Genomic DNA, 19,412 nt, shown 5'->3' on the forward strand with positions numbered 1-19,412 from the left:
CTAGAGGTTTCTCTAGCTTTGCACGTGTTTCAAATATCCCCTTTGCGCGATCATAAAGTAAATCGCAGAAGCTACAATGTATGCTCCAATTACAATCGCACCTGATTTCCATAAATCAATATAAAGCATTTTCCCTAACGTATGAAGAGCAAATCCACTATGAATTGCACCGATCAAAATTGGGATAAAGAAGATAACGCCCATTTGTCGAATCGCAATTTTACGAATTTCTTTATCTGTCATACCGATTCTCTTTAACGATTTAAATTGAATACGATCTTGTTCTTTATCGTTAAACCATTTAAAGTATGTCATACTACAAGCGAAGAAGAAGAACAGTACAGCTACGAAGAAACCGATAAACATCGTAATTGCTCCTGATTCCCTTATATTTTTATAGGCGAGCACCGAGTTATTTAATTCCCCTTGCTTATCTGGTGCAATTTCCTTTTTCAAATCTAACACAAGGTCTTCCGTACTTTTCCAGTCTTCTATATAATAACCGTAATATTTCGTCTTTTCTTCATCTGGTACGAGCTTTGCGTATTTCTCAAAATCTTGATCATTCACAATGAGATATTCACTATCATTAAAAACAGAAAATGGAGTTGGCTCATTTAATTGAACAGACTGCGTTTGTCCGTTAATTTTAATTTCATACGGTTTCGTACGATCTATCTTCATCATATCGTTCGCCATATCCATTACGACCATCGTTGCACTACCTGGTGCATTATGAACTTCTCTAACTTGTTCTCTCTTTTGTTTACGTACTTCAGCATTATATTCTTTTTCTGAAACAATCGCCATCGGTACTTCATGTTCACTGTTAAACATCGTGATTTTTTGAGTTCCAGGAAGTTTTACGTACATTACTTCTCGCGCTTCTTCAAATCCGTGTTTTTTTATTAATTCTTTTGCCTTTCCTTCTTTGATGACATTATGCGTATTTATTCCCTTTTCCTCATACGAAATAGCATGCGGGGTACTAGTTACTGCCTTATAACTCATATCCTCAAAAAATACGTACAGTGTACCAACTGCTGAAGATACAACGGCCGTAATGATAGAAATTACAAATAGAAAACGAGCATTATCTTTCATTTTATAAATAAGATTGCTAAGTACGAACATATTTGGATATGTATAAAAAGATCTTTTTCTTTTTTGCAATGCTTTTAATACGACTGTACTACCTTGTGTAAACAGTAAATAAGTTCCGCCTATCGTCAGCCCTACAATCGGTAAAAACAGTATGATAAAATTCATAAATGTCACTTGGAAGCTAAGTACATATGCAACAATAATACATCCTATACCAACTACACATAACGATGTAAATGCAAAAGGTTCTACTTTTTGTTTTCTTGCTTCTCTTAATAAATCAATAATTTGCAAGCGCCCTACTGTCCAAACACTAAACAATGATAGGATTAAAAATAGAATAAAGTATATACCTGCTGTAATAAGAATTGCTTTACTATTCCATACGAGTGGAAGTGTTTTATCTATTTTCAATATTACGCTTAATGCTTGGAAAAATAATTTTGAACAAAGCATGCCAAGCCCAATACCTACTACAATTGCAATGCTACCTAACATAAGCTGTTCTAATATAATCATTCGGCCAAGTTGAGATTTTGTTCCGCCTATTAATGTTAATAGACCAAACTCTTTTTTTCTTGCTCGTAAAAATGTTGAATTTGCATATAAAATAAAGAGTGCTGAGAAGATGACTACAATATAATTCATCGATTCTAGCCCTTTTAAGATCATCTCTCTCATACTAATATTACCACTTACGACATCTGGATGATAAATAAAGGAAGCATACATGAAAAATACGACAATCGATAAACAGCTACTAATAAGGAAAGCTTTATAATTACGCCAATTTCCTTTTACGTTATTAAGCGCGAGCTGGCGAAAGTTCATGATATTCCCCTCCTAGCATCGCAAGTACGTCCAGAATTTCTTGGAAAAAGGCTTGTTTCGTTCTTCCTTTATGTATTTCTGAAAAAATTTCTCCGTCGCGAATGAAAAGAATACGTTCGCAATAACTCGCCGCTACTGGATCATGCGTTACCATTGCAATTGTCACTTTCTTTTGTTCATGTAAATCTTGCAACGCGCTCATTAATGATTTTGCTGACTTTGAATCTAAGTTTCCAGTTGGCTCATCCGCTAAAATTAACGTCGGTTCATGAATGATTGCTCTCGCAGCTGCTGCACGTTGTTGCTGTCCGCCTGATACTTCATATACTTTTTTATTTAATATTTCTTCGATATTTAAGAACTTTGCAATCTCAAGCACTTTTGCATCGATTTCATTTACAGATTTCTTCGCCATTACAAGTGGTAAAATGATATTCTCTTTAATCGATAACGTATCAAGTAAGTTAAAATCTTGGAAAATGAACCCTAAATGTGTACGGCGAAACTCTGCTAATTTTGCAGCACGCATTTGATTAATTTCTTCGCCATTTACAAGCACATGACCTGAAGTTTGCTTATCAATTGTTGCTAATAAATTTAAAAGCGTTGTTTTCCCGCTTCCTGAAGGACCCATAATCCCTACAAATTCGCCTTCTTCTATTTTAAAATTTATATCATTTAAAGCAGTCGTCGCTACTGAACCTTTTGATTGGTACACCTTTGTTAATCCTTTTACTTCAAGAACACTCATTTCTAATCCCCCTATGTGTTTTCTTCTTACATTTACTATAAGAAAAATAAGAAAAAGAAACGAGTGATTTCCCTTACAAAACGTTTTGTTATCTTACAGTTTTGTCATTTTTCTCATTAATGTATGATATTCTTCATCTTTTGCAAATTGGAACGTGAATGTTGTCCCTTCCCCTTCAGCCGATTGCACATACATTCCATGATGTAAATTATCGCAAATTTCCTTCGTAATATATAAACCCATTCCAGTCGCTTCTCTCGTTTTACGGCCATTTATTCCCGTAAAGAATGGATCAAATATACGCTTTACATCTTGCTTTGGAATACCAATTCCATTGTCCTTAATATGTAGTAACACCTTTTGATCTTTCTCTTCAATTTGAAATTGAATTTCCTTTTTCTCTGCTTCTGAAATTTTCGTATACTTAATTGCATTTACAACAATTTGCCCTATAGCAATACTGAGCCATTTTCTATCAGATGCAACCATACAAGTATCTTCATCAAACATTACTTTCGGAAATACCGACGATTGAATGAAAGATTTTCGATTTTCATTAATAATACCCCTGATGATATCTATCACATTTACTACTTCTACTTTATAATCTTTCGCAAATTGCTCTAACCTTGCCATATGTAACGCTAAATCTAAACCATTCAGTATACGATTATTTTCTTCGCGAATACTTTCAACTGTTGCTCTTGCTTCACGATGCTCTTTACCAAACTTTTGTAATAGCAATTCTATAACCGATACTGGTGTTTTCATTTGATGAATCCATTGGTTCATAAATATCATTTGCTGTTGTTCTTTCGCATGTTGTTTATGAACTTCATTCATATATTGCTGTCTTAATAGCGTAAACGATTCAACAACCATCTCTTGCTCTGACGTATAAGAAGTATCAATAAGTAAAGAGTCGTGTAATGTATTTCCGCTAGCAACATATTTTTCGATTCTTTTTAAAAATATACTTCGTTTTCGATAATCGTAAATGAGGTATACAATAAATACAACTGTCCCTAATAAAAGCCCATATAACCACGTACTCCAATCAATGGATCTTTTTTCTAAAAAACTTTGCAACTGCAAAACGAGCCCAAATAAACAAAGGCTACTAATATAAGAAAGAAGTAAAGAAAAACGGTCCATGAAGTAATTTTTAACCTTCATACCCTTCGCCCCACTCTGTAAGAAGCGCATAACCATATCCGCGTTTCGTTACAATTGCATTTTGAATGCCTAGCTCCTCTAGTTTCTTCCTTACGCGTTTTACATTTACGGTTAATGTATTATCATCAACAAAAGCTACCTCATCCCACAGGGCTTCTAACAGTTCTTCACGCGTTACATATTGATTTGCTTGTTTCATTAAACATTCTAATAAGTAAAATTCATTTTTTGTCAGCTCCGTTTGTTGCCCCTGCCACTCAACAATGTGCTGGGACGGAAATAACAACAGTCCATTTACACCTAAACAATCACTCTCAGCAACAGAGGCATACTCACCATAGCCACGACGAAGTGCACTTTTCACCTTAGCCATTACAATATCTAAATGGAATGGCTTCGTAATGTAATCATCTCCACCATTCTCGATCGCCATTACTTGATCCATTTCCCCTGTTCTTGCGGAAACAAAAATAATCGGCGCATTCGATACAGTACGAATTTGACGACACCAATAAAAACCATCAAAATATGGTAAATTAATATCCAGTAATACGAGATGAGGATTTATTTTTACGAACTCATCTTTTATATGACGTAAATCACTTGCTCTAAACGATTGATAGCCATACCTTTCTAAATGCTCCTCTAATATTCCCGCTATTTTTTCATCATCTTCTACAATTAATATTTTATACATGTTCGTTTTCTCCCCATAAAAAATTCTTCCAAAGCCACTCCTTGTTCTATTATAAATTGAAAATTAAATTAGTGGGTATTTTTTCCTATACGAATCAGACATTTACAATAAAAAAAGACTGCCATATTTCGGCAGTCTTAATCGATAAATTCAAATTGATATTCAAGAATTTTTACAATATCTCCGTCTACTGCACCACGTGCACGAAGGGCTTCATCAATACCCATTCCACGCATTTGACGAGCAAATCGGCGTACAGATTCATCACGTGAGAAGTCTGTCATTTTGAATGTTTTCTCAATATCATAACCAGAAATAACAAATGTGCCATCACTTTCGCGTGTAATTTCAAAATTAGATTCAGATTCAAATTTGTACATTACACTTGCTTCAGATTCTTCTACATCATCGTACATTGGGAATTCTGGTGTTGTTTCTAATAAGTTCGCTACTTCAAATAGTAAGTCACGAACACCTTGTTTCGTTATAGCTGAGATTGGGAAAATTTTCACTTCGTCTCCCAATTTTTCTTTAAATGCTTGTAAGTTTTCTTCTGCACCTGGCATATCCATTTTGTTTGCAACAACAACTTGTGGACGCTCAGTTAAACGCATATTGTATTCTTTTAGTTCACTATTGATTGTTACATAATCTTCATATGGCTCACGGCCTTCTAAACCAGACATATCGATAACGTGCACGATTACACGTGTACGCTCAATATGACGTAAGAATTGGTGTCCAAGTCCGACGCCGGCATGTGCGCCTTCAATTAGTCCAGGAAGGTCAGCCATAACGAAGCTGCGGTTATCACCAGTTTCAACAACACCAAGATTTGGAACGATTGTTGTAAAGTGATACTCTGCAATTTTCGGACGCGCTGATGATACAACAGATAATAATGTAGATTTACCTACACTTGGGAATCCAACAAGTCCAACATCTGCTAGCACTTTAAGTTCTAACGTGACATCACGTTCTTGACCTGGTTCACCGTTCTCAGCGATTTCTGGCGCTGGGTTCGTCGGTGTTGCGAAACGTGAGTTACCACGACCACCGCGGCCACCCTTTGCGATTACAGCTGTTTGTTCATGCGTTACTAAATCGGCAAGAATTTCACCTGTTTTTTCATCTTTTACTATTGTTCCCGGTGGAACCTTTACGATTAAATCTTCAGATTTACGACCGTGCTGACCTTTACTCATTCCATGCTGACCACGATCAGCTTTGAAATGACGTTGGTAGCGGAAGTCCATTAATGTACGTAACCCTTCCTCAACAACAAAAACAACATCTGCACCTTTACCACCGTCGCCACCTGCTGGGCCACCTTTAGGTACATACTTCTCACGACGATACGCAACCATTCCGTTACCACCGTCGCCGCCTTTTACATATATCTTGACCTGATCTACAAACATTATTTCACCACACTTTTTTCGATTGGTTGTAATATAACTGAGACTTCTTCGTCTCGTACTGTATAAGAAATGGAATACCATTTATTGTTTTGGTTCGCAAGCCAATTCTGTAGTTCTTCTACACTCGTTAGCTTACCACGAAAATCAAAAAAGAAACGAGCATTCTCCGCGTCACATTCAATTGTGATACAAACATAATTTTCAACATATACGTCTAAACTATGCTGAAGTATTGAGAAAAATTGATTCGTCCATATACATACAGTCTCATCTAAGTGAGATAAGTTATGTAATTTCCCTAATACTTCGTACTCCAATAAGCACGGCTGCTGTTTCCAATTATATGTTAAAATCCACTCTGAAAATAAAGGCATTGATAGCCCTATCAGATTGGATTCTTGTCTCGCTTCTTGGACAAAACGATCGATGAGACTATGAATCTCTTCCACTTTTCCAAGGGAAAGGTTTCCTTTCACCATCTGCATACGATTGAGCCAATCATGTCTTGAATGACGCAATGCATCTATAATTGTCCATTTTTCATTCATTTAGATACCCCTTAATATAGAAAAACTCTAACCTGCACTCAGGTTAGAGTTTTCCGTGAGTTCTTATGCTTCTTGAGCAACAGGATATACGCTCACTTGTTTGCGGTCACGGCCAAGACGCTCAAAGCGTACTACGCCGTCAACTTTCGCGTATAAAGTGTCATCGCCACCACGACCAACGTTAACACCTGGATAAATTTTTGTACCGCGTTGACGGTAAAGAATTGAACCACCTGAAACCGTTTGACCATCTGCGCGTTTAGCACCAAGACGTTTTGACTGAGAGTCACGACCGTTCTTTGTACTACCTACACCTTTCTTAGATGCGAAAAACTGAAGATCTAATCTTAACATACGTTACACCTCCTGCACTTTTTCTATTAAACGGATATACTTTCCGTAATCAAGTTCGATCGTCTTAAGCGAAACAACCAATCCTTCTAAAAGCGTTTGTGCTTTTTCTGCTGCATGAACGTCTAAATCATTAGGCAATTCATACGTTAAGAATCCGCCATCACTTCCGAGTTCAATAGTTGCCTGCACATTACAAAGTTCTTCCACTGCATTTATAGAACCAAACACAACCGCTGTAGTTGCTGCACAGACAAGGTCTTGTCCATGTGGCGCATAATTGGCATGTCCAGTCATTTTAAATGATTGGATACTTCCTAATTTCGTGCGACTTATCGTAATTTTAATCATGTTAACCTGGATTAAGCGTTGATAGCTTCAACAACTAGCTTAGTGTAAGGTTGACGATGACCTTGTTTCTTACGATTGTTCTTTTTCGCTTTGTATTTGAAAACGATGATTTTCTTAGCGCGACCTTGTTTTTCAACTTTCGCAGTAACTGTTGCACCTTCTACAACTGGGCTACCAACTTTAACGTTTTCGCCACCAACGAAAAGAACTTTGTCAAAAGTAACAGTTTCACCAGCTTCAACATCTAATTTTTCAATGTAGATTGCTTGACCAGCTTCAACTTTAATTTGTTTTCCACCTGTTTCGATAATTGCGTACATACTTGCACCTCCTCTTAATTACTAAGACTCGCCAAAAACGAGGTAGACATAAATGTCTTTAGGGAACCTGTCTTGTGCGGTTGTAGCATATAGCCGTTTAGGTGCTATAAACTATAACATAAAGATGTTATCATGAATCATAGACGGTTGTCAATAAATGTTCTGCTAACTATTTTTTCCGTTCTACAATTTCTGTTTTACTTCCAAAACGAATAATAGCATACTTTTCGATCATATCATCTTTGAAATAAATTTCAAATGGAATATTTTTGTGTAATTCTTTTTGCAAGAATTGTTTTTGTAATTCTTTAGGTGCCGCGATTAATACTGCCTCATCCTCTATATTGCCATATGTAATTAGCTCTCTCTCTAACTCATACGCAATTGTTTCATATGACATCACATACCCCGTCGCTTTGCACGGTACACACTCTTCTAGTAATACGTCGCGTAAAGAATGTTTCTTACGTTTACGTGTCATCTCCAAAATCCCTAACTCTGTAAAACCGAGCACCCTTGTATATGTGCGATCATTTTGCATAGCAGCCATCAGACATTCTCTTACCTTTTCTTTATCTTCTCTTCTTTTCATATTAATAAAATCAATTAATATCATACCACCGATATCACGCAGTCTTAATTGACGTGCAATCTCTTCAGCTGCCACTTCATTTGTACGAAGGACTGTATCTTGTAAATTCTGTTTTCCAGTAAACTTACCCGTATTCACATCAATTACAGTCATCGTCTCCATTTGTTCCACAATTAAATAAGCACCATTCGGGAGCCACACAATTTTTTGAAGTGCTTTCTCGATCTCACGCTCTATTCCAAAATGGTTAAACATTGAAGATTTTTCATTATAAAAAGTTACTTTTTCTTTTCCGATCTTTTCTTCTAATTCTTTTACTATACTTCTTGTATCTACAACTACTTTTTCAATCGTTTCAATCGGATTCTCTTGGAATACACGATCTAAAAAGGTCGCTGGTCGATGAAGTAGTAACGGTGCCTTTCCTTGGCCCTCTTTTCTTTTTAGCTCTTCATATAACTGCTGTAATCTTTGCATTTCAGCTTGTATTTCTTCAATTTCTCCTTTTTCAGAAGCAGAGCGGAAAATATAACCTCCTGTCCCTTCTACCTCAATTTGGAGTAGCTGTTGCCTTCTTTTATTGTTTTTTATTTTCCGAGAAACCGCACGCATTTCATCATATGGCATATAAACGACATATTTCCCGGTAAATTCTATGTTCGCCGTCAATTTCGGTCCTTTCGTATCAATTGCCTCTTTCACAACTTGCACAAGTACTGCTTGCCCTTCATGTATACGATAAGAAGATGGTACATCATCGTATGAAAGGTACGCATGTTTTTCTAAACCGATGTTTACAAAAGCTGCGTTCATTCCAGCAATCGTTCTTACGATACGTCCAACATAAATATGCCCAACAATCTCTTGTTCTTCATTTCGTTTCCATAAAAACTCAACAATTTTTTTCTTCTCTTCAATTGCAACGCGTTTTTCCGATCCTGCATAGTTCATATATAACGTTTTCAAAATTCTTTCCTCACTTTATAATCTTCTTTGCTTTTACAATAATAAAAGGTTAGTGCTATCGTCAACACTAACCGATCAATTCTTCAACAGATGAAGTTGTTCGTTTTTCAGTAAAATACGCATAGAGTAATTCATTTTCATCCAATGTGTAATGTTCTTTATATTTTCCATGGACGATAATAGAGTGCTTATACCCTCTACGAAATTTTGTGAATATCTTATATAAATGATCTTCGGATTGTACTTCAATAGGTGCAATCTTTTCAATTCCTCTTTTGTTCCCATAATAACGTTCTAATAAAAAACGCATAAAGGCATACTGTCTTTGTTTCCACTCTTGATATAACGACACCGCTAAAAATATGAGTAATACCCACATCATAATATTGTTACTATTCCAAAGTAACTGCCACACTAGTATTACACTAAAAAAAACACATGATAATTTCATCATCTTTTCATGTGCTTGTAAATAAGGAAAACGATATGATAATACGTTAAACAATACTTTTCCACCATCAAGCGGCCAAATAGGTAGTAAATTAAATGCTAAAATAATTATATTATTCCATATAAAGAAATAATATAAATCTGCACCCAGCCAACCAGCTTCAAACACTATATAACCTACCACCATCATCCAAATATGTTGTATAGGCCCTGCAATTACAACAACAAGTTCCTCTTTCAATGACTTATTCCCATGTTCTTCAAGCTCAGCCACACCACCAAACGGTAAAAGTTGAATCTTTTTAATACGCCAATTGTAGTGTGCCGCCGCGAAGGCATGCCCAAGTTCATGGATAAGAACGATACAAAATAACAGTAGTAACTCTTTAAAACGTGCCGTAAAAATACCAATGACAATAATAACCCAAAATAACGGATGCACTGAAATCTTCGTTAAAACTTCTCTATATTTAATCAAATGAAATCACCTGGATCGGGTCAATAAATTTTTCATTCTTTTTTATCGCGAAATAAAACTTACCATTTTTATTATTCGCATCATTATTCACCGTTCCAATTTTTTGTTTCTTTGAAACGTAATCATATAATTTCACTGTCATGTCATTTAAATTCGCATACCACGATTCTGTTCCATCTGCATGCTGAATTTGAACCGTATTACCAAGTTCTTCTTTCTTACCTGCAAAAACAACTAGCCCTTCATTCACTGACTCAACAGTTGCATTTGTAGCTGTTTGAACAAATACACCTTGGCCATTTTTTTGAAACCCTTGCATCACCTTTCCAGAAGCAGGGATAGCATAATCTTTTTGCTGAATAGTTCCTTCTTTTTTCTCAGTAGGTGAATAAAATACGAGCGGTTTTCCAAACTGCTTTTCGTACCATTTCGCTACAGTAGCAAACTGAAATTCTTCTTTCATCACTTTTTCTGTAACAGCTTTAGCACCGTCGAAAGAAGGGGGGGCATTCTTATATAAAATAGCGACAGAAAGAACTAATATTGCTGATAACAAAACTTTGAAGAAAAATACTTCTTTTCGAAATAAAGGATGAATTTCCTTTTCTCCTTCTTCAATAAATACTGTTTCACTATCAAAATTCCCTCCAGCAAAATACTGCTCTTCCTCCATCCTTTCTTGCTCTGCCTTCCTTTTCGCAATCCGTTTTTTAATTTCTTCTACACGTCTATTTTTCATACTGTCTCCTTTCTTTCGTTAAGCTAATTTAAATAGAAACAGTTGTATACAGTTTGTACATATGTATGAGCTAAGAAAGGAAGATATTCGTGTCAAGAAAAAAGAAAGCACTTCGCATATATGCGAAGTGCTTTTAACGGATTCCAAAGAAGTTTTTCATCTTTGTAAATACCGATACCTTTTCTTGTCCAAATGCTTGCAATGGTACATTCTCACCCAACAAGCGTCTTGCAATATTACGATAAGCTAACGCTGCTTTTCCGCTCGGTTGCAACGCTACAGGTTCACCTGTATTTGTAGCACGAATAACTTCATCATCATCCTCGACAACACCAAGAAGCTCGATTGACAATGTACGTACGATTTCATCAACATCTAACATATCCTGCTCATGAAGCATATGACTACGCACACGATTAATAACAAGTTTTGGTGGTTCAATATCCTCTTTTTCTAAAAGCCCGATAATACGATCCGCATCGCGCATTGAGGATACTTCTGGCGTCGTAACAACGATTGCTTTATCCGCACCAGCTACCGCATTTTTAAATCCCTGCTCAATCCCCGCAGGACAATCAATTAATATGTAATCATAATCTTGACGTAATACTTGTATTAATTCATCCATTTGTTCAGGTGTTACCGCTGATTTATCACTCGTTTGCGCTGCAGGTAATAAATAAAGATCATCAAAACGCTTATCTTTAATAAGCGCCTGAGGTAAACGGCAACGCCCTTCAACGACATCAACAAGATCAAATACAATACGATTTTCCAGCCCCATTACTACGTCTAAGTTTCGAAGACCGATATCTGTGTCAATTAAGCACACTTTCTTTCCAGATAACGCCAGGGCTGTACCAATGTTCGCAGACGTTGTAGTTTTACCTACTCCGCCTTTTCCAGATGTAATTACTATTGCCTCTCCCACAGCTATACAATTCCCCTTTCTAACTTTGTTAAATTAGGTCTAAGATGAGTGAGAAGTTGCAGTCGATCGACAACAATGTGATTGTTCTCATTAATATACGCACATTCTGCCGCCTCCGCTCCGTCTTCTTTCTCTTCCGGAGCCCGCATTGCCACATCACTAATTCGAAGTTGCATCGGGTTCATATCAGATGCAGCGATTACAGCATCCGAATCCCCATAATACCCAGCATGCGCAATTCCTCTTAATGATCCTACGACAAAAATATTCCCCCCAGCGATAACCGTTCCGCCTGGATTAACATCTCCAATTAACAATAAATTTCCTTTTACATGTAAAACTTGTCCAGAGCGAACAATTTTGGAAATAGGGACAATTTCTGTTTCTTCTTTCCAAGCTATTGCTTCTGCTTTCGTTATAACATCACTTTCAATTGAATCCACAACAAGATTCTTTTTATTACGAATTAACGTACGAATCTCTTCTTGTTGGACTTCTGTTAAATAACGATTTCCCACTTTCACATGCACTTCAATTAAAGAGCGCCCATCACCATCATAGTAATGTGTAGAAAGCTTTTCATCCAATTCCTCCAGTAATTCAGAGAATGAACAACAATCATCTAAATGAAGCGTTATTCCGTCTTTTGTCCCTTTTATTGTTACATTTTGTTGCTTTTTTTCTTCCACTAAAGTTCACCCCACCGATTCAATTCGACATAAAATTAGAAAATCCTTTTTTCTTTTTCTTCCATCGCTTTTGAAAGACGCACTAAATATCGTCTCAGTGGGAAACAAACTATCAATAAGAAAATTGCATTTAGCAATAAAGTAGACAGGAGACGATCTGTGAAAAAGACATACGCTGACATATGAGTACGTCCTAACAAAGTTAAAAATCCATACACATAATACTCTAGTGCTACAATGCTAGCTAGTACAATAGAAGCAACAATAAATAAATTCAATTGTAGTATCTTCATCACACTATAAACTAAATAAGCTAAAATCGGATACGCAAATATATATATACCGACAAGTTCTGTGTATACGGTATCAAATAAGAAACCAAATAAGAGTCCGTAATAAATCCCTTGGACCGGACTATAGTACACAGTAATAAAACATAACACAATTATAAAGAAATGAGGTGCTGCTATACTGTCTTTCCAAAAAACCTCTGTTGGAACAATAGTAGCAAACATATTTTCAAATAGAAAAACAAAAAGGAGCAAAAGAGGAAGAGCTGCTCTTTTTAAAATCTTCATCATCTCTTCTCCCCCTCCTATTCTAATGGCGCTGAAGGCGTTGCACGTTTAGCAACCATAATATGCTCTACGTCATTCAAGTCAGCGGCCGGTTTTACATAAGCTGTTTTTGTTAAGCCGTATGGATCTGGCTGAACATCAACGATTGTTCCAATTACAAGACCTTTCGGGAAAATATCACCAAGTCCAGATGTTACAACTAATTGATCTTTCGCTACCTGAGCATCAGAGCCAATCTTTGTGAAAAGAAGTAAGTGCTTTTCTTTGTCGTAACCTTCAATCAATCCGAAGATTTTCTCATCACCTTGTACGATAGCAGAAACACGATTTGTTCGGCTCATAGAGCTTAGCAATTCTACTGATGATGTAAACTGGGATACACTTTTCACTCGTCCAACTAGACCTTGTGAAGTTACTACAGCCATATCTTTTTTAATTCCTTGCTGTGCTCCTTTATCAATTCCGATTAAATCGTACCATTTATCTGGATTACGAGAAACAACAGTAGATGGAATTTCAGTATATTGGCTATTTAACTCTTTTTTACCCGTTAACTCTTGTAACTTCTTGTTATCATCTTCTAATTGTTTTACTTTCCCTGATAGACCTGCATAATTATCTAATTTTGCTTTTAATTCTTTATTCTCTTCATACGTGCGCTTTACATCCTCTACATTTTCGAAGAATCCAGCTACGTATTTCGCTGGCTTTTGGAATACACGTTCTACAACACCGACAGTGTCTTTAACAAACTGCTCTGGCCATGTTAAACTGTTCCGTTCTTTCAATGAGATTCCAATCAATGCCACGAGAAGAATAATACTAACTAACAAAACAATTAATCTTTTGTTTAAGAAAAACTGTGGCACGTTCACACCCTCTTAATTTCATTGATTTTTATTTTGCAATATTATCGAGCAGCAGTTTTGAAAAGATCGATATTGTCTAATGCTTTACCCGTTCCAATTGCTACGCAATCTAATGGGTCTTCTGCAACAAGAACTGGCATATTTGTTTCTTCACTAATCACTTTATCTAAGTTACGTAGTAATGCTCCGCCACCTGTTAATACGATACCACGGTCCATAATGTCTGCCGCTAATTCAGGTGGAGTTTTCTCTAACGTATTTTTAACAGACTCTACAATTGCATCTACTGTATCTTTTAATGCATCTGCAATTTCTTCTGGCTGAATTAGTACTGTTTTTGGTAAACCACTTACTAAATCACGACCGCGAATTTCCATAGGCTCGATACCTTCTGGCTCGCCTGCAGAACCGATTTCTAATTTTAATGCTTCAGCCGTTCTTTCACCAATCATTAAGTTATAGCTTTTCTTGATGTACTGAATGATTGAATCGTCCATATCATCACCCGCAACACGAACTGATTGACTTGTTACAATACCACCTAAAGAAATGATTGCAACTTCTGTTGTACCGCCACCGATATCAACAACCATACTACCAGTTGGTTCCCAAACAGGTAAGTTCGCACCAATTGCTGCTGCAAATGGTTCTTCGATTGGATAAGCATCACGAGCACCCGCTTGACGAGTCGCATCGATTACTGCACGTCTTTCTACAGCTGTAATACCAGACGGTACACATACCATTACGTAAGGCTTACGTGAGAAGAATCCATTTGATTTTTGAGCTTGTTGAATGTAATATTTCATCATTGTTGCTGTCGTTTCGTAATCAGCAATTACACCGTCTTTCATCGGGCGAAGTGCCACAACGTTTCCTGGTGTACGACCAATCATTTGTTTTGCATCGCTACCTACAGCAACGATTTGTTTCGTATCAGTTTGTAACGCTACTACTGAAGGTTCACGTAAAACTACACCTTTTCCTTTTACATATACAAGCGTGTTCGCAGTTCCTAAATCTATTCCAAGATCGCGAGTAAAGCCACCAAATCCAAACATATTATTTATCTTCCTTTCTTGTTTTCACGGACTCATTTTTTCTTACTTTATATTATAAAAACAGTACGTTTTTTATATCTTTATCCTTCTTGTAGATAAATTTCTACAAAAAACTCATAAATCACATTATAAAACAAAATAAGTAAAAAGCATAGTCTTAAATATGACCTTTTTCCTTTAAACTCACGAATTTATGGTCACCTATTATAATATGGTCAAGCACTTCAATTCCTATAATCTGGCCGCATTCTACTAAGCGTTTCGTTACTTCAATATCCTCTCGGCTCGGCGTGGGGTCTCCTGAAGGGTGGTTATGAAGACATATGATAGAGGCTGCTGCGCGGCGGAACGCTTCTTTAAAAACTTCTCTTGGATGTACAATTGATGTGTTTAAACTTCCAATAAAAATCGTTTGCCTATGTATAACTTGATTTTTTGTGTTCAAATATAAACATACAAAATGCTCCTGCTGCAGGAAGCGCATTTCTTCCATCATATATCTCGCACAATCTTCTGGGCTTCGAATGCTGTATCTATTTTGATATTCTAAACGTACCATTCTTCTACCAAGTTCAAAAGCAGCTATAAGCTGGGCTGCCTTTGCAATCCCAACACCATGTATACTGACAAGCTCTTCTAACGTTGCATCTTTCAACATACGTAAACCATCAAAGTGATGTAAAATTTTATCTGATAACTTTAAAACTGTTTCTTCTTTAGAACCTGTTCTAAGTAACACAGCAAGAAGCTCCCGATTCGATAAACTTCCAGCTCCTTCTAACAATAAACGCTCCCGTGGCTGTTCTTCTTTGACAACATCACGAATACCGTTCATTTCTCCACCCCTTTTATTTGTTCTCTCAAAGAAAATCCCATGCAATTTTACGCATGGGTTACATCAATAGTGAACTACTCACCACTTAACGTCCTTACGGACTGTTTGAAGTGGGAGCTTCTTGGGAAGTAGATACTTTTATTAGCTATCTATATTTACCAAGCTATAAGGGTAGTACCTACCCCTAAAGAAAATACCAATTACATGGCTAATTTTAGTAAGTTTATACTAGCGTTTACATCTCTATCATGATGGCTATTGCATTCAGGGCAAGTCCACTCTCTAAGGCTTAGATTCTTGACTTCCTTATTTTTATAACCACAGCAAGAACACAATTGACTACTTGCATAATTCTTAGGTGCGATTATCAAATCGCGACCTTTCCATATTGCTTTATAGTCAAGGTGCTCTCTGAATTTAGCTCAAGATACTTCACTGATTGCTTTTGCTAATTTGTGATTCTTTTGCATGTTCTTCACTTTCAAGTCCTCAATCACAATTACTTGGTTTTCGTTTGTGATTTCATTGCTTATCTTGTGAAGAAAATCATTGCGTTGATTCGCAATCTTCTCATGAAGTCTTGCAACTTGTAACCTAGCCTTGTTTCTATTGTTTGAACCTTTCTTTTTACGCGACAAAGAGCGCTGCAGAAGAGCTAATCTTCTTTCGGCTTTTCTCAACCATTTAGGGTTCTCATATTTCTTGCCATTAGACAATATTGCAAAGTCTTTTAGCCCAACATCAATACCAACTTTTGTATCAACTTTAGGAAACAATTGCTCATTTTCTTCTACTAAAATCGATACAAAGTATTTACCAGTAGGTGTTTGAGACACTGTAGTAGACTTAATTAATCCAAAGAATTGTCTGTGTTGTTTAATCTTTACCAAGGTCTTTAGTTTTGGCAGCTTGATATAACCACTCTCAATGTAAACCGTGCCTTTTTGGTTATTTGTTGTATAACTACGATGGTTATCTTTCTTACTTTTGAATTTCGGGAATCCAACAGATTTATCACGGAAAAAGTTAGCGTATGCTTTATTCAAATTCATTTGAGCATTCGCCAACGCAAGACTATCCACTTCCTTTAGGAATGGAAATTCAGCCTTATATTGTGCAGGCGTAGGATATTTAACAGATTTATCAAGTTTATCCTGTGATTCTTGATAAGATTTGATTCTATCTGCAAGCATCTTGTTGTATACAAATCGAACACATCCAAATGTTTTTGAGAAAAACATTTGTTGTTCTTTATTTGGATAGACACGATATTTGTATGATTTAACATTTCCTACACCTCACTTTTTCCTTGATTTTCAATATATTTCTTTACTACATCTTTCGGTGAACCACCCGTAGTAATCAAGCAAAAGCTTCTTGACCAAAACATTTCTTTCCAAAGTTTCTTTCTCACATGGGGAAAGTCTCTCTTGATTAGTCGAGAACTTGCACTTTTATAAGCATTAATGAACTTTGTCATTTCTGTATTCGGATGTGCCTTGAATAAGATATGTACATAGTCTACATCATGATTCCATTCAACTAATGTGATGTTATAGTTTTCAGATAATCGGACAAACATGTCTTTTGCATAGTCCGACATATCATCATCAAATACATTTCTTCTGTATTTCACGACCAATACAAGGTGATAATACAACAAGAACACTGAATGATTATTGCCATCTAACTTCATTGATATACCAACCTTTACCCTTTATAAGACTGATTATATCGGAGGTGAAAATAACAGGCAAATCCTTTTGGCTACGCCAAACCGAAATTCATCTCCCACCTATCGTTGGGCTACGCCCTTTACACGCTTGAGGAAGGAGAATTCTTTCGGGGGAATTCGTTAAATTGTTTTAATTCCCGAACAAGACGTGAAATTGGCAACCCGACTACACTATAGTAGTCCCCTTGAATATGTTGAACAAAAATAGATCCTTTACCTTGAATTCCATAACTTCCTGCTTTATCAAGAGGTTCTTTTGATGCAACATATACGTCAATTTCCTCTTCTGTTAATTCCCAAAACGTAACTTCTGTACGCTCGTAAAAAGTGACTGTTTTGTCTTTTGCTATAATTGCAACACCAGTATACACTTCATGTGTTTTCCCTGATAATAATTGCAACATTTCTTTCGCCTCAGCCTCATTAGAAGGCTTTCCAAGAATACGCGATTCATATGTAACAATTGTGTCTGCACCTAACACAATGTAATCACTATTCGTTTCTGCTACCGCAGATGCTTTTTGCAGGGCGAGGGACATAACGATATCAGAAGGTGATGAGTACGCACCAATCGTCTCTTCTACTTCACTTACAATGATTTCAAATGGTACATCCGCTAACTCAAGCAGTTCCTTCCTGCGAGGTGACCCTGATGCTAAAATAATTTTTCTCATATTTTCTCCTTCCTTTCTCACATGAAGCAGAATCATTTACATCAATCGTATCAAAGGAATAGTTTGTCCACAAATGAAAGAAATATTATTTTCTCTAAATAAAATAATACTTTTTACTAAAATACGATTATATTCCTGCCTTAGAGAAAGCACTTTGCTCTAAATTCAAAAGAAAAGAAAGAAGTACCTATACTTCTTTCTTCGTCATTTCATTATCCTATTATTTCACCTTTTGGGAAACAATTTTTTCATATGAAAGTATACCATCAATAATAACTCGATTTAATTTCGTCAAAGATTCCTTATCACCTTTTCCATCCTTCACTGTTTGCACAGCTACTGACGTATACATATACAATTTCTTTGCTTCTTCCTGCTTCATACTTTTTCCTTCTTTTTCAATTGCTCTCCACTCTTTTTCAATCGCACCTATATCTTTTGCATTACTTTTTCCACTAGCTTGTACGCTGGAAGCATATTTTGCTAAATGAGTATATAATGGCTGTACTTTTGTTAAAAATGCCCCAACTTCTTTATCATCTTTAAGTAACGCTTTATCTGTTATATCCCAGTTCTTTTTCAATACGGAGACATTATCATTTTTATACTGCGTCATTAATTGATTTATACCTTGTTCATCGCTAGCAATACCAACAACTAATGCATACTTATCACCGCTCGGTTTTAAAGCTGCAACGCCCCCATTACCTTTCCACTCTTCAAGAGCGGCCTGTCCCTTTTCTTCGGAAGAATAAATCCCTCCTTGCACAAAAAATAATTTCATTGGATCTAATGACGTTCCTGTCTGTGCTTTTTGTTTTTCCTCTTTTGGTGCCGGTGTTTGTTCTGCCGTTCCACCCACCTTTGATTCTTCATTTCGCATCTGCTTCGAAGCTGTTACTTCGCTTCCGCCTGTCGCACCTTGTCCTTTAAGTAACTGTAGCATTCCCATCCCAAACGCCGTACCAATAACAATCGCAGTTGCAACGATTGCAATTAACGTATTGCTCCACTTCTTTCGTTTTTTTTCCTTAGACACCAATTTCGCTTTTTGAAACGGAACAACGTTTTTCGGTCTTTCACTTTCTACTACCATCCATTCAAATTCATCTTTCTTCTTCTCCTCATACTTCGCTTCTGTTCCATTCACTTTCACTGAGATCGTTCGTGATTGCTTGTCCATACACTCACACCTCACCTCTTATCGTTGTCCGCATCATATCATATTCATTTCACAAAAAAACGAGATATTTGTCAGAGGAATT

At 36.5% G+C, this 19,412-nt stretch carries 21 protein-coding genes, 1 pseudogene and 1 other annotated feature; all 22 genes and pseudogenes read right to left on the minus strand.

The window, feature by feature from the left end; genetic code table 11:
• Nucleotides 1-12 precede the first annotated feature (12 nt).
• On the minus strand, nucleotides 13-1,935 hold the full coding sequence (locus tag JDS82_RS12685) for an ABC transporter permease (protein ID WP_199713417.1): 1,923 nt from the start codon (nucleotides 1,933-1,935) through the stop codon (nucleotides 13-15).
• Nucleotides 1,910-2,686, minus strand: coding sequence for an ABC transporter ATP-binding protein (locus JDS82_RS12690; RefSeq protein WP_000114530.1), 777 nt, complete (start codon nucleotides 2,684-2,686; stop codon nucleotides 1,910-1,912). The genes JDS82_RS12685 and JDS82_RS12690 overlap by 26 nt, the downstream gene beginning before the upstream one ends.
• Nucleotides 2,687-2,779: 93 nt before the next feature.
• Nucleotides 2,780-3,862, minus strand: coding sequence for a HAMP domain-containing histidine kinase (locus tag JDS82_RS12695; RefSeq protein ID WP_000865389.1), 1,083 nt, complete (start codon nucleotides 3,860-3,862; stop codon nucleotides 2,780-2,782).
• On the minus strand, nucleotides 3,852-4,559 hold the full coding sequence (locus tag JDS82_RS12700) for a response regulator transcription factor (RefSeq protein ID WP_098630328.1): 708 nt from the start codon (nucleotides 4,557-4,559) through the stop codon (nucleotides 3,852-3,854). The genes JDS82_RS12695 and JDS82_RS12700 overlap by 11 nt, the downstream gene beginning before the upstream one ends.
• A 137-nt stretch (nucleotides 4,560-4,696) precedes the next feature.
• Nucleotides 4,697-5,980, minus strand: a complete 1,284-nt coding sequence (obgE, locus tag JDS82_RS12705; protein ID WP_000497116.1) for a GTPase ObgE — start codon at nucleotides 5,978-5,980, stop codon at nucleotides 4,697-4,699.
• On the minus strand, nucleotides 5,980-6,528 hold the full coding sequence (locus JDS82_RS12710) for a sporulation initiation phosphotransferase B (RefSeq protein WP_001003578.1): 549 nt from the start codon (nucleotides 6,526-6,528) through the stop codon (nucleotides 5,980-5,982). Before JDS82_RS12710 ends, obgE begins: the two co-directional genes overlap by 1 nt.
• A gap of 63 nt (nucleotides 6,529-6,591) precedes the next feature.
• The gene (gene rpmA, locus JDS82_RS12715; protein ID WP_000944957.1) at nucleotides 6,592-6,882 is read right to left on the minus strand and encodes a 50S ribosomal protein L27; all 291 of its coding nucleotides are present in this window, start codon (nucleotides 6,880-6,882) and stop codon (nucleotides 6,592-6,594) included.
• A 3-nt stretch (nucleotides 6,883-6,885) separates the two neighbouring features.
• On the minus strand, nucleotides 6,886-7,230 hold the full coding sequence (locus JDS82_RS12720; protein WP_048565744.1) for a ribosomal-processing cysteine protease Prp: 345 nt from the start codon (nucleotides 7,228-7,230) through the stop codon (nucleotides 6,886-6,888).
• Nucleotides 7,231-7,241: 11 nt separating this feature from the next.
• Nucleotides 7,242-7,550 carry a 50S ribosomal protein L21 gene (rplU, locus tag JDS82_RS12725; protein WP_000270907.1) on the minus strand — a complete coding sequence of 103 codons (309 nt, stop codon included), beginning with the start codon at nucleotides 7,548-7,550 and terminating at the stop codon, nucleotides 7,242-7,244.
• Between the two features lie 14 nt (nucleotides 7,551-7,564).
• Nucleotides 7,565-7,642 (minus strand) — a sequence feature (ribosomal protein L21 leader region).
• A gap of 77 nt (nucleotides 7,643-7,719) precedes the next feature.
• A complete protein-coding gene (locus JDS82_RS12730) occupies nucleotides 7,720-9,108 on the minus strand; it encodes an Rne/Rng family ribonuclease (RefSeq protein WP_000855439.1) in 1,389 nt (462 codons plus the stop codon).
• 67 nt (nucleotides 9,109-9,175) lie between these two features.
• On the minus strand, nucleotides 9,176-10,036 hold the full coding sequence (spoIVFB, locus tag JDS82_RS12735) for a stage IV sporulation intramembrane metalloprotease SpoIVFB (RefSeq protein WP_000599080.1): 861 nt from the start codon (nucleotides 10,034-10,036) through the stop codon (nucleotides 9,176-9,178).
• Nucleotides 10,029-10,775, minus strand: coding sequence for a stage IV sporulation protein SpoIVFA (gene spoIVFA, locus JDS82_RS12740; RefSeq protein ID WP_000797469.1), 747 nt, complete (start codon nucleotides 10,773-10,775; stop codon nucleotides 10,029-10,031). Before spoIVFA ends, spoIVFB begins: the two co-directional genes overlap by 8 nt.
• A gap of 133 nt (nucleotides 10,776-10,908) precedes the next feature.
• Complete coding sequence (minD, locus tag JDS82_RS12745; RefSeq protein WP_000503312.1) at nucleotides 10,909-11,706, minus strand: septum site-determining protein MinD; 798 nt, start codon at nucleotides 11,704-11,706, stop codon at nucleotides 10,909-10,911.
• Between the two features lie 2 nt (nucleotides 11,707-11,708).
• Nucleotides 11,709-12,395, minus strand: a complete 687-nt coding sequence (gene minC, locus JDS82_RS12750; RefSeq protein WP_000391511.1) for a septum site-determining protein MinC — start codon at nucleotides 12,393-12,395, stop codon at nucleotides 11,709-11,711.
• A 35-nt stretch (nucleotides 12,396-12,430) separates the two neighbouring features.
• Entirely contained in the window at nucleotides 12,431-12,976 is a 546-nt protein-coding gene (gene mreD, locus JDS82_RS12755) for a rod shape-determining protein MreD (RefSeq protein ID WP_000975757.1), read from the minus strand.
• A gap of 14 nt (nucleotides 12,977-12,990) precedes the next feature.
• Nucleotides 12,991-13,842: a rod shape-determining protein MreC gene (gene mreC, locus JDS82_RS12760; protein WP_001135496.1), complete on the minus strand. Its 852-nt coding sequence runs from the start codon at nucleotides 13,840-13,842 to the stop codon at nucleotides 12,991-12,993.
• A 41-nt stretch (nucleotides 13,843-13,883) separates the two neighbouring features.
• A complete protein-coding gene (gene mreB / locus JDS82_RS12765; RefSeq protein ID WP_000466737.1) occupies nucleotides 13,884-14,903 on the minus strand; it encodes a cell shape-determining protein MreB in 1,020 nt (339 codons plus the stop codon).
• A 157-nt stretch (nucleotides 14,904-15,060) separates the two neighbouring features.
• Complete coding sequence (radC, locus tag JDS82_RS12770; protein ID WP_001013378.1) at nucleotides 15,061-15,738, minus strand: DNA repair protein RadC; 678 nt, start codon at nucleotides 15,736-15,738, stop codon at nucleotides 15,061-15,063.
• Between the two features lie 200 nt (nucleotides 15,739-15,938).
• Nucleotides 15,939-17,021: pseudogene (tnpB, locus tag JDS82_RS12775) on the minus strand (IS200/IS605 family element RNA-guided endonuclease TnpB); the annotation flags it as partial.
• An 8-nt stretch (nucleotides 17,022-17,029) separates the two neighbouring features.
• Complete coding sequence (gene tnpA, locus JDS82_RS12780; protein ID WP_048562210.1) at nucleotides 17,030-17,434, minus strand: IS200/IS605 family transposase; 405 nt, start codon at nucleotides 17,432-17,434, stop codon at nucleotides 17,030-17,032.
• Nucleotides 17,435-17,553: 119 nt separating this feature from the next.
• Entirely contained in the window at nucleotides 17,554-18,147 is a 594-nt protein-coding gene (locus tag JDS82_RS12785; protein WP_088059778.1) for a Maf family protein, read from the minus strand.
• 220 nt (nucleotides 18,148-18,367) lie between these two features.
• On the minus strand, nucleotides 18,368-19,330 hold the full coding sequence (locus tag JDS82_RS12790; protein ID WP_199713418.1) for a stage II sporulation protein B: 963 nt from the start codon (nucleotides 19,328-19,330) through the stop codon (nucleotides 18,368-18,370).
• Nucleotides 19,331-19,412: the final 82 nt, after the last annotated feature.

The organism is Bacillus cereus group sp. N14, from assembly GCF_016483555.1.
GTDB classification, from domain to species: Bacteria; Bacillota; Bacilli; order Bacillales; family Bacillaceae_G; genus Bacillus_A; species Bacillus_A wiedmannii.

Excerpts from the sequence above, each read along its gene's own strand:
- JDS82_RS12685 (WP_199713417.1), bottom strand. The coding sequence starts at position 1,935 with ATGAACTTTCGCCAGCTCGCGCTTAATAACGTAAAAGGAAATTGGCGT.
- JDS82_RS12690 (WP_000114530.1), bottom strand. The coding sequence starts at position 2,686 with ATGAGTGTTCTTGAAGTAAAAGGATTAACAAAGGTGTACCAATCAAAA.
- JDS82_RS12695 (WP_000865389.1), bottom strand. The coding sequence starts at position 3,862 with ATGAAGGTTAAAAATTACTTCATGGACCGTTTTTCTTTACTTCTTTCT.
- JDS82_RS12700 (WP_098630328.1), bottom strand. The coding sequence starts at position 4,559 with ATGTATAAAATATTAATTGTAGAAGATGATGAAAAAATAGCGGGAATA.
- obgE (WP_000497116.1), bottom strand. The coding sequence starts at position 5,980 with ATGTTTGTAGATCAGGTCAAGATATATGTAAAAGGCGGCGACGGTGGT.
- JDS82_RS12710 (WP_001003578.1), bottom strand. The coding sequence starts at position 6,528 with ATGAATGAAAAATGGACAATTATAGATGCATTGCGTCATTCAAGACAT.
- rpmA (WP_000944957.1), bottom strand. The coding sequence starts at position 6,882 with ATGTTAAGATTAGATCTTCAGTTTTTCGCATCTAAGAAAGGTGTAGGT.
- JDS82_RS12720 (WP_048565744.1), bottom strand. The coding sequence starts at position 7,230 with ATGATTAAAATTACGATAAGTCGCACGAAATTAGGAAGTATCCAATCA.
- rplU (WP_000270907.1), bottom strand. The coding sequence starts at position 7,550 with ATGTACGCAATTATCGAAACAGGTGGAAAACAAATTAAAGTTGAAGCT.
- spoIVFA (WP_000797469.1), bottom strand. The coding sequence starts at position 10,775 with ATGAAAAATAGACGTGTAGAAGAAATTAAAAAACGGATTGCGAAAAGG.
- mreD (WP_000975757.1), bottom strand. The coding sequence starts at position 12,976 with ATGATGAAGATTTTAAAAAGAGCAGCTCTTCCTCTTTTGCTCCTTTTT.
- mreB (WP_000466737.1), bottom strand. The coding sequence starts at position 14,903 with ATGTTTGGATTTGGTGGCTTTACTCGCGATCTTGGAATAGATTTAGGA.
- radC (WP_001013378.1), bottom strand. The coding sequence starts at position 15,738 with ATGAACGGTATTCGTGATGTTGTCAAAGAAGAACAGCCACGGGAGCGT.
- tnpA (WP_048562210.1), bottom strand. The coding sequence starts at position 17,434 with ATGAAGTTAGATGGCAATAATCATTCAGTGTTCTTGTTGTATTATCAC.
- JDS82_RS12785 (WP_088059778.1), bottom strand. The coding sequence starts at position 18,147 with ATGAGAAAAATTATTTTAGCATCAGGGTCACCTCGCAGGAAGGAACTG.
- JDS82_RS12790 (WP_199713418.1), bottom strand. The coding sequence starts at position 19,330 with ATGGACAAGCAATCACGAACGATCTCAGTGAAAGTGAATGGAACAGAA.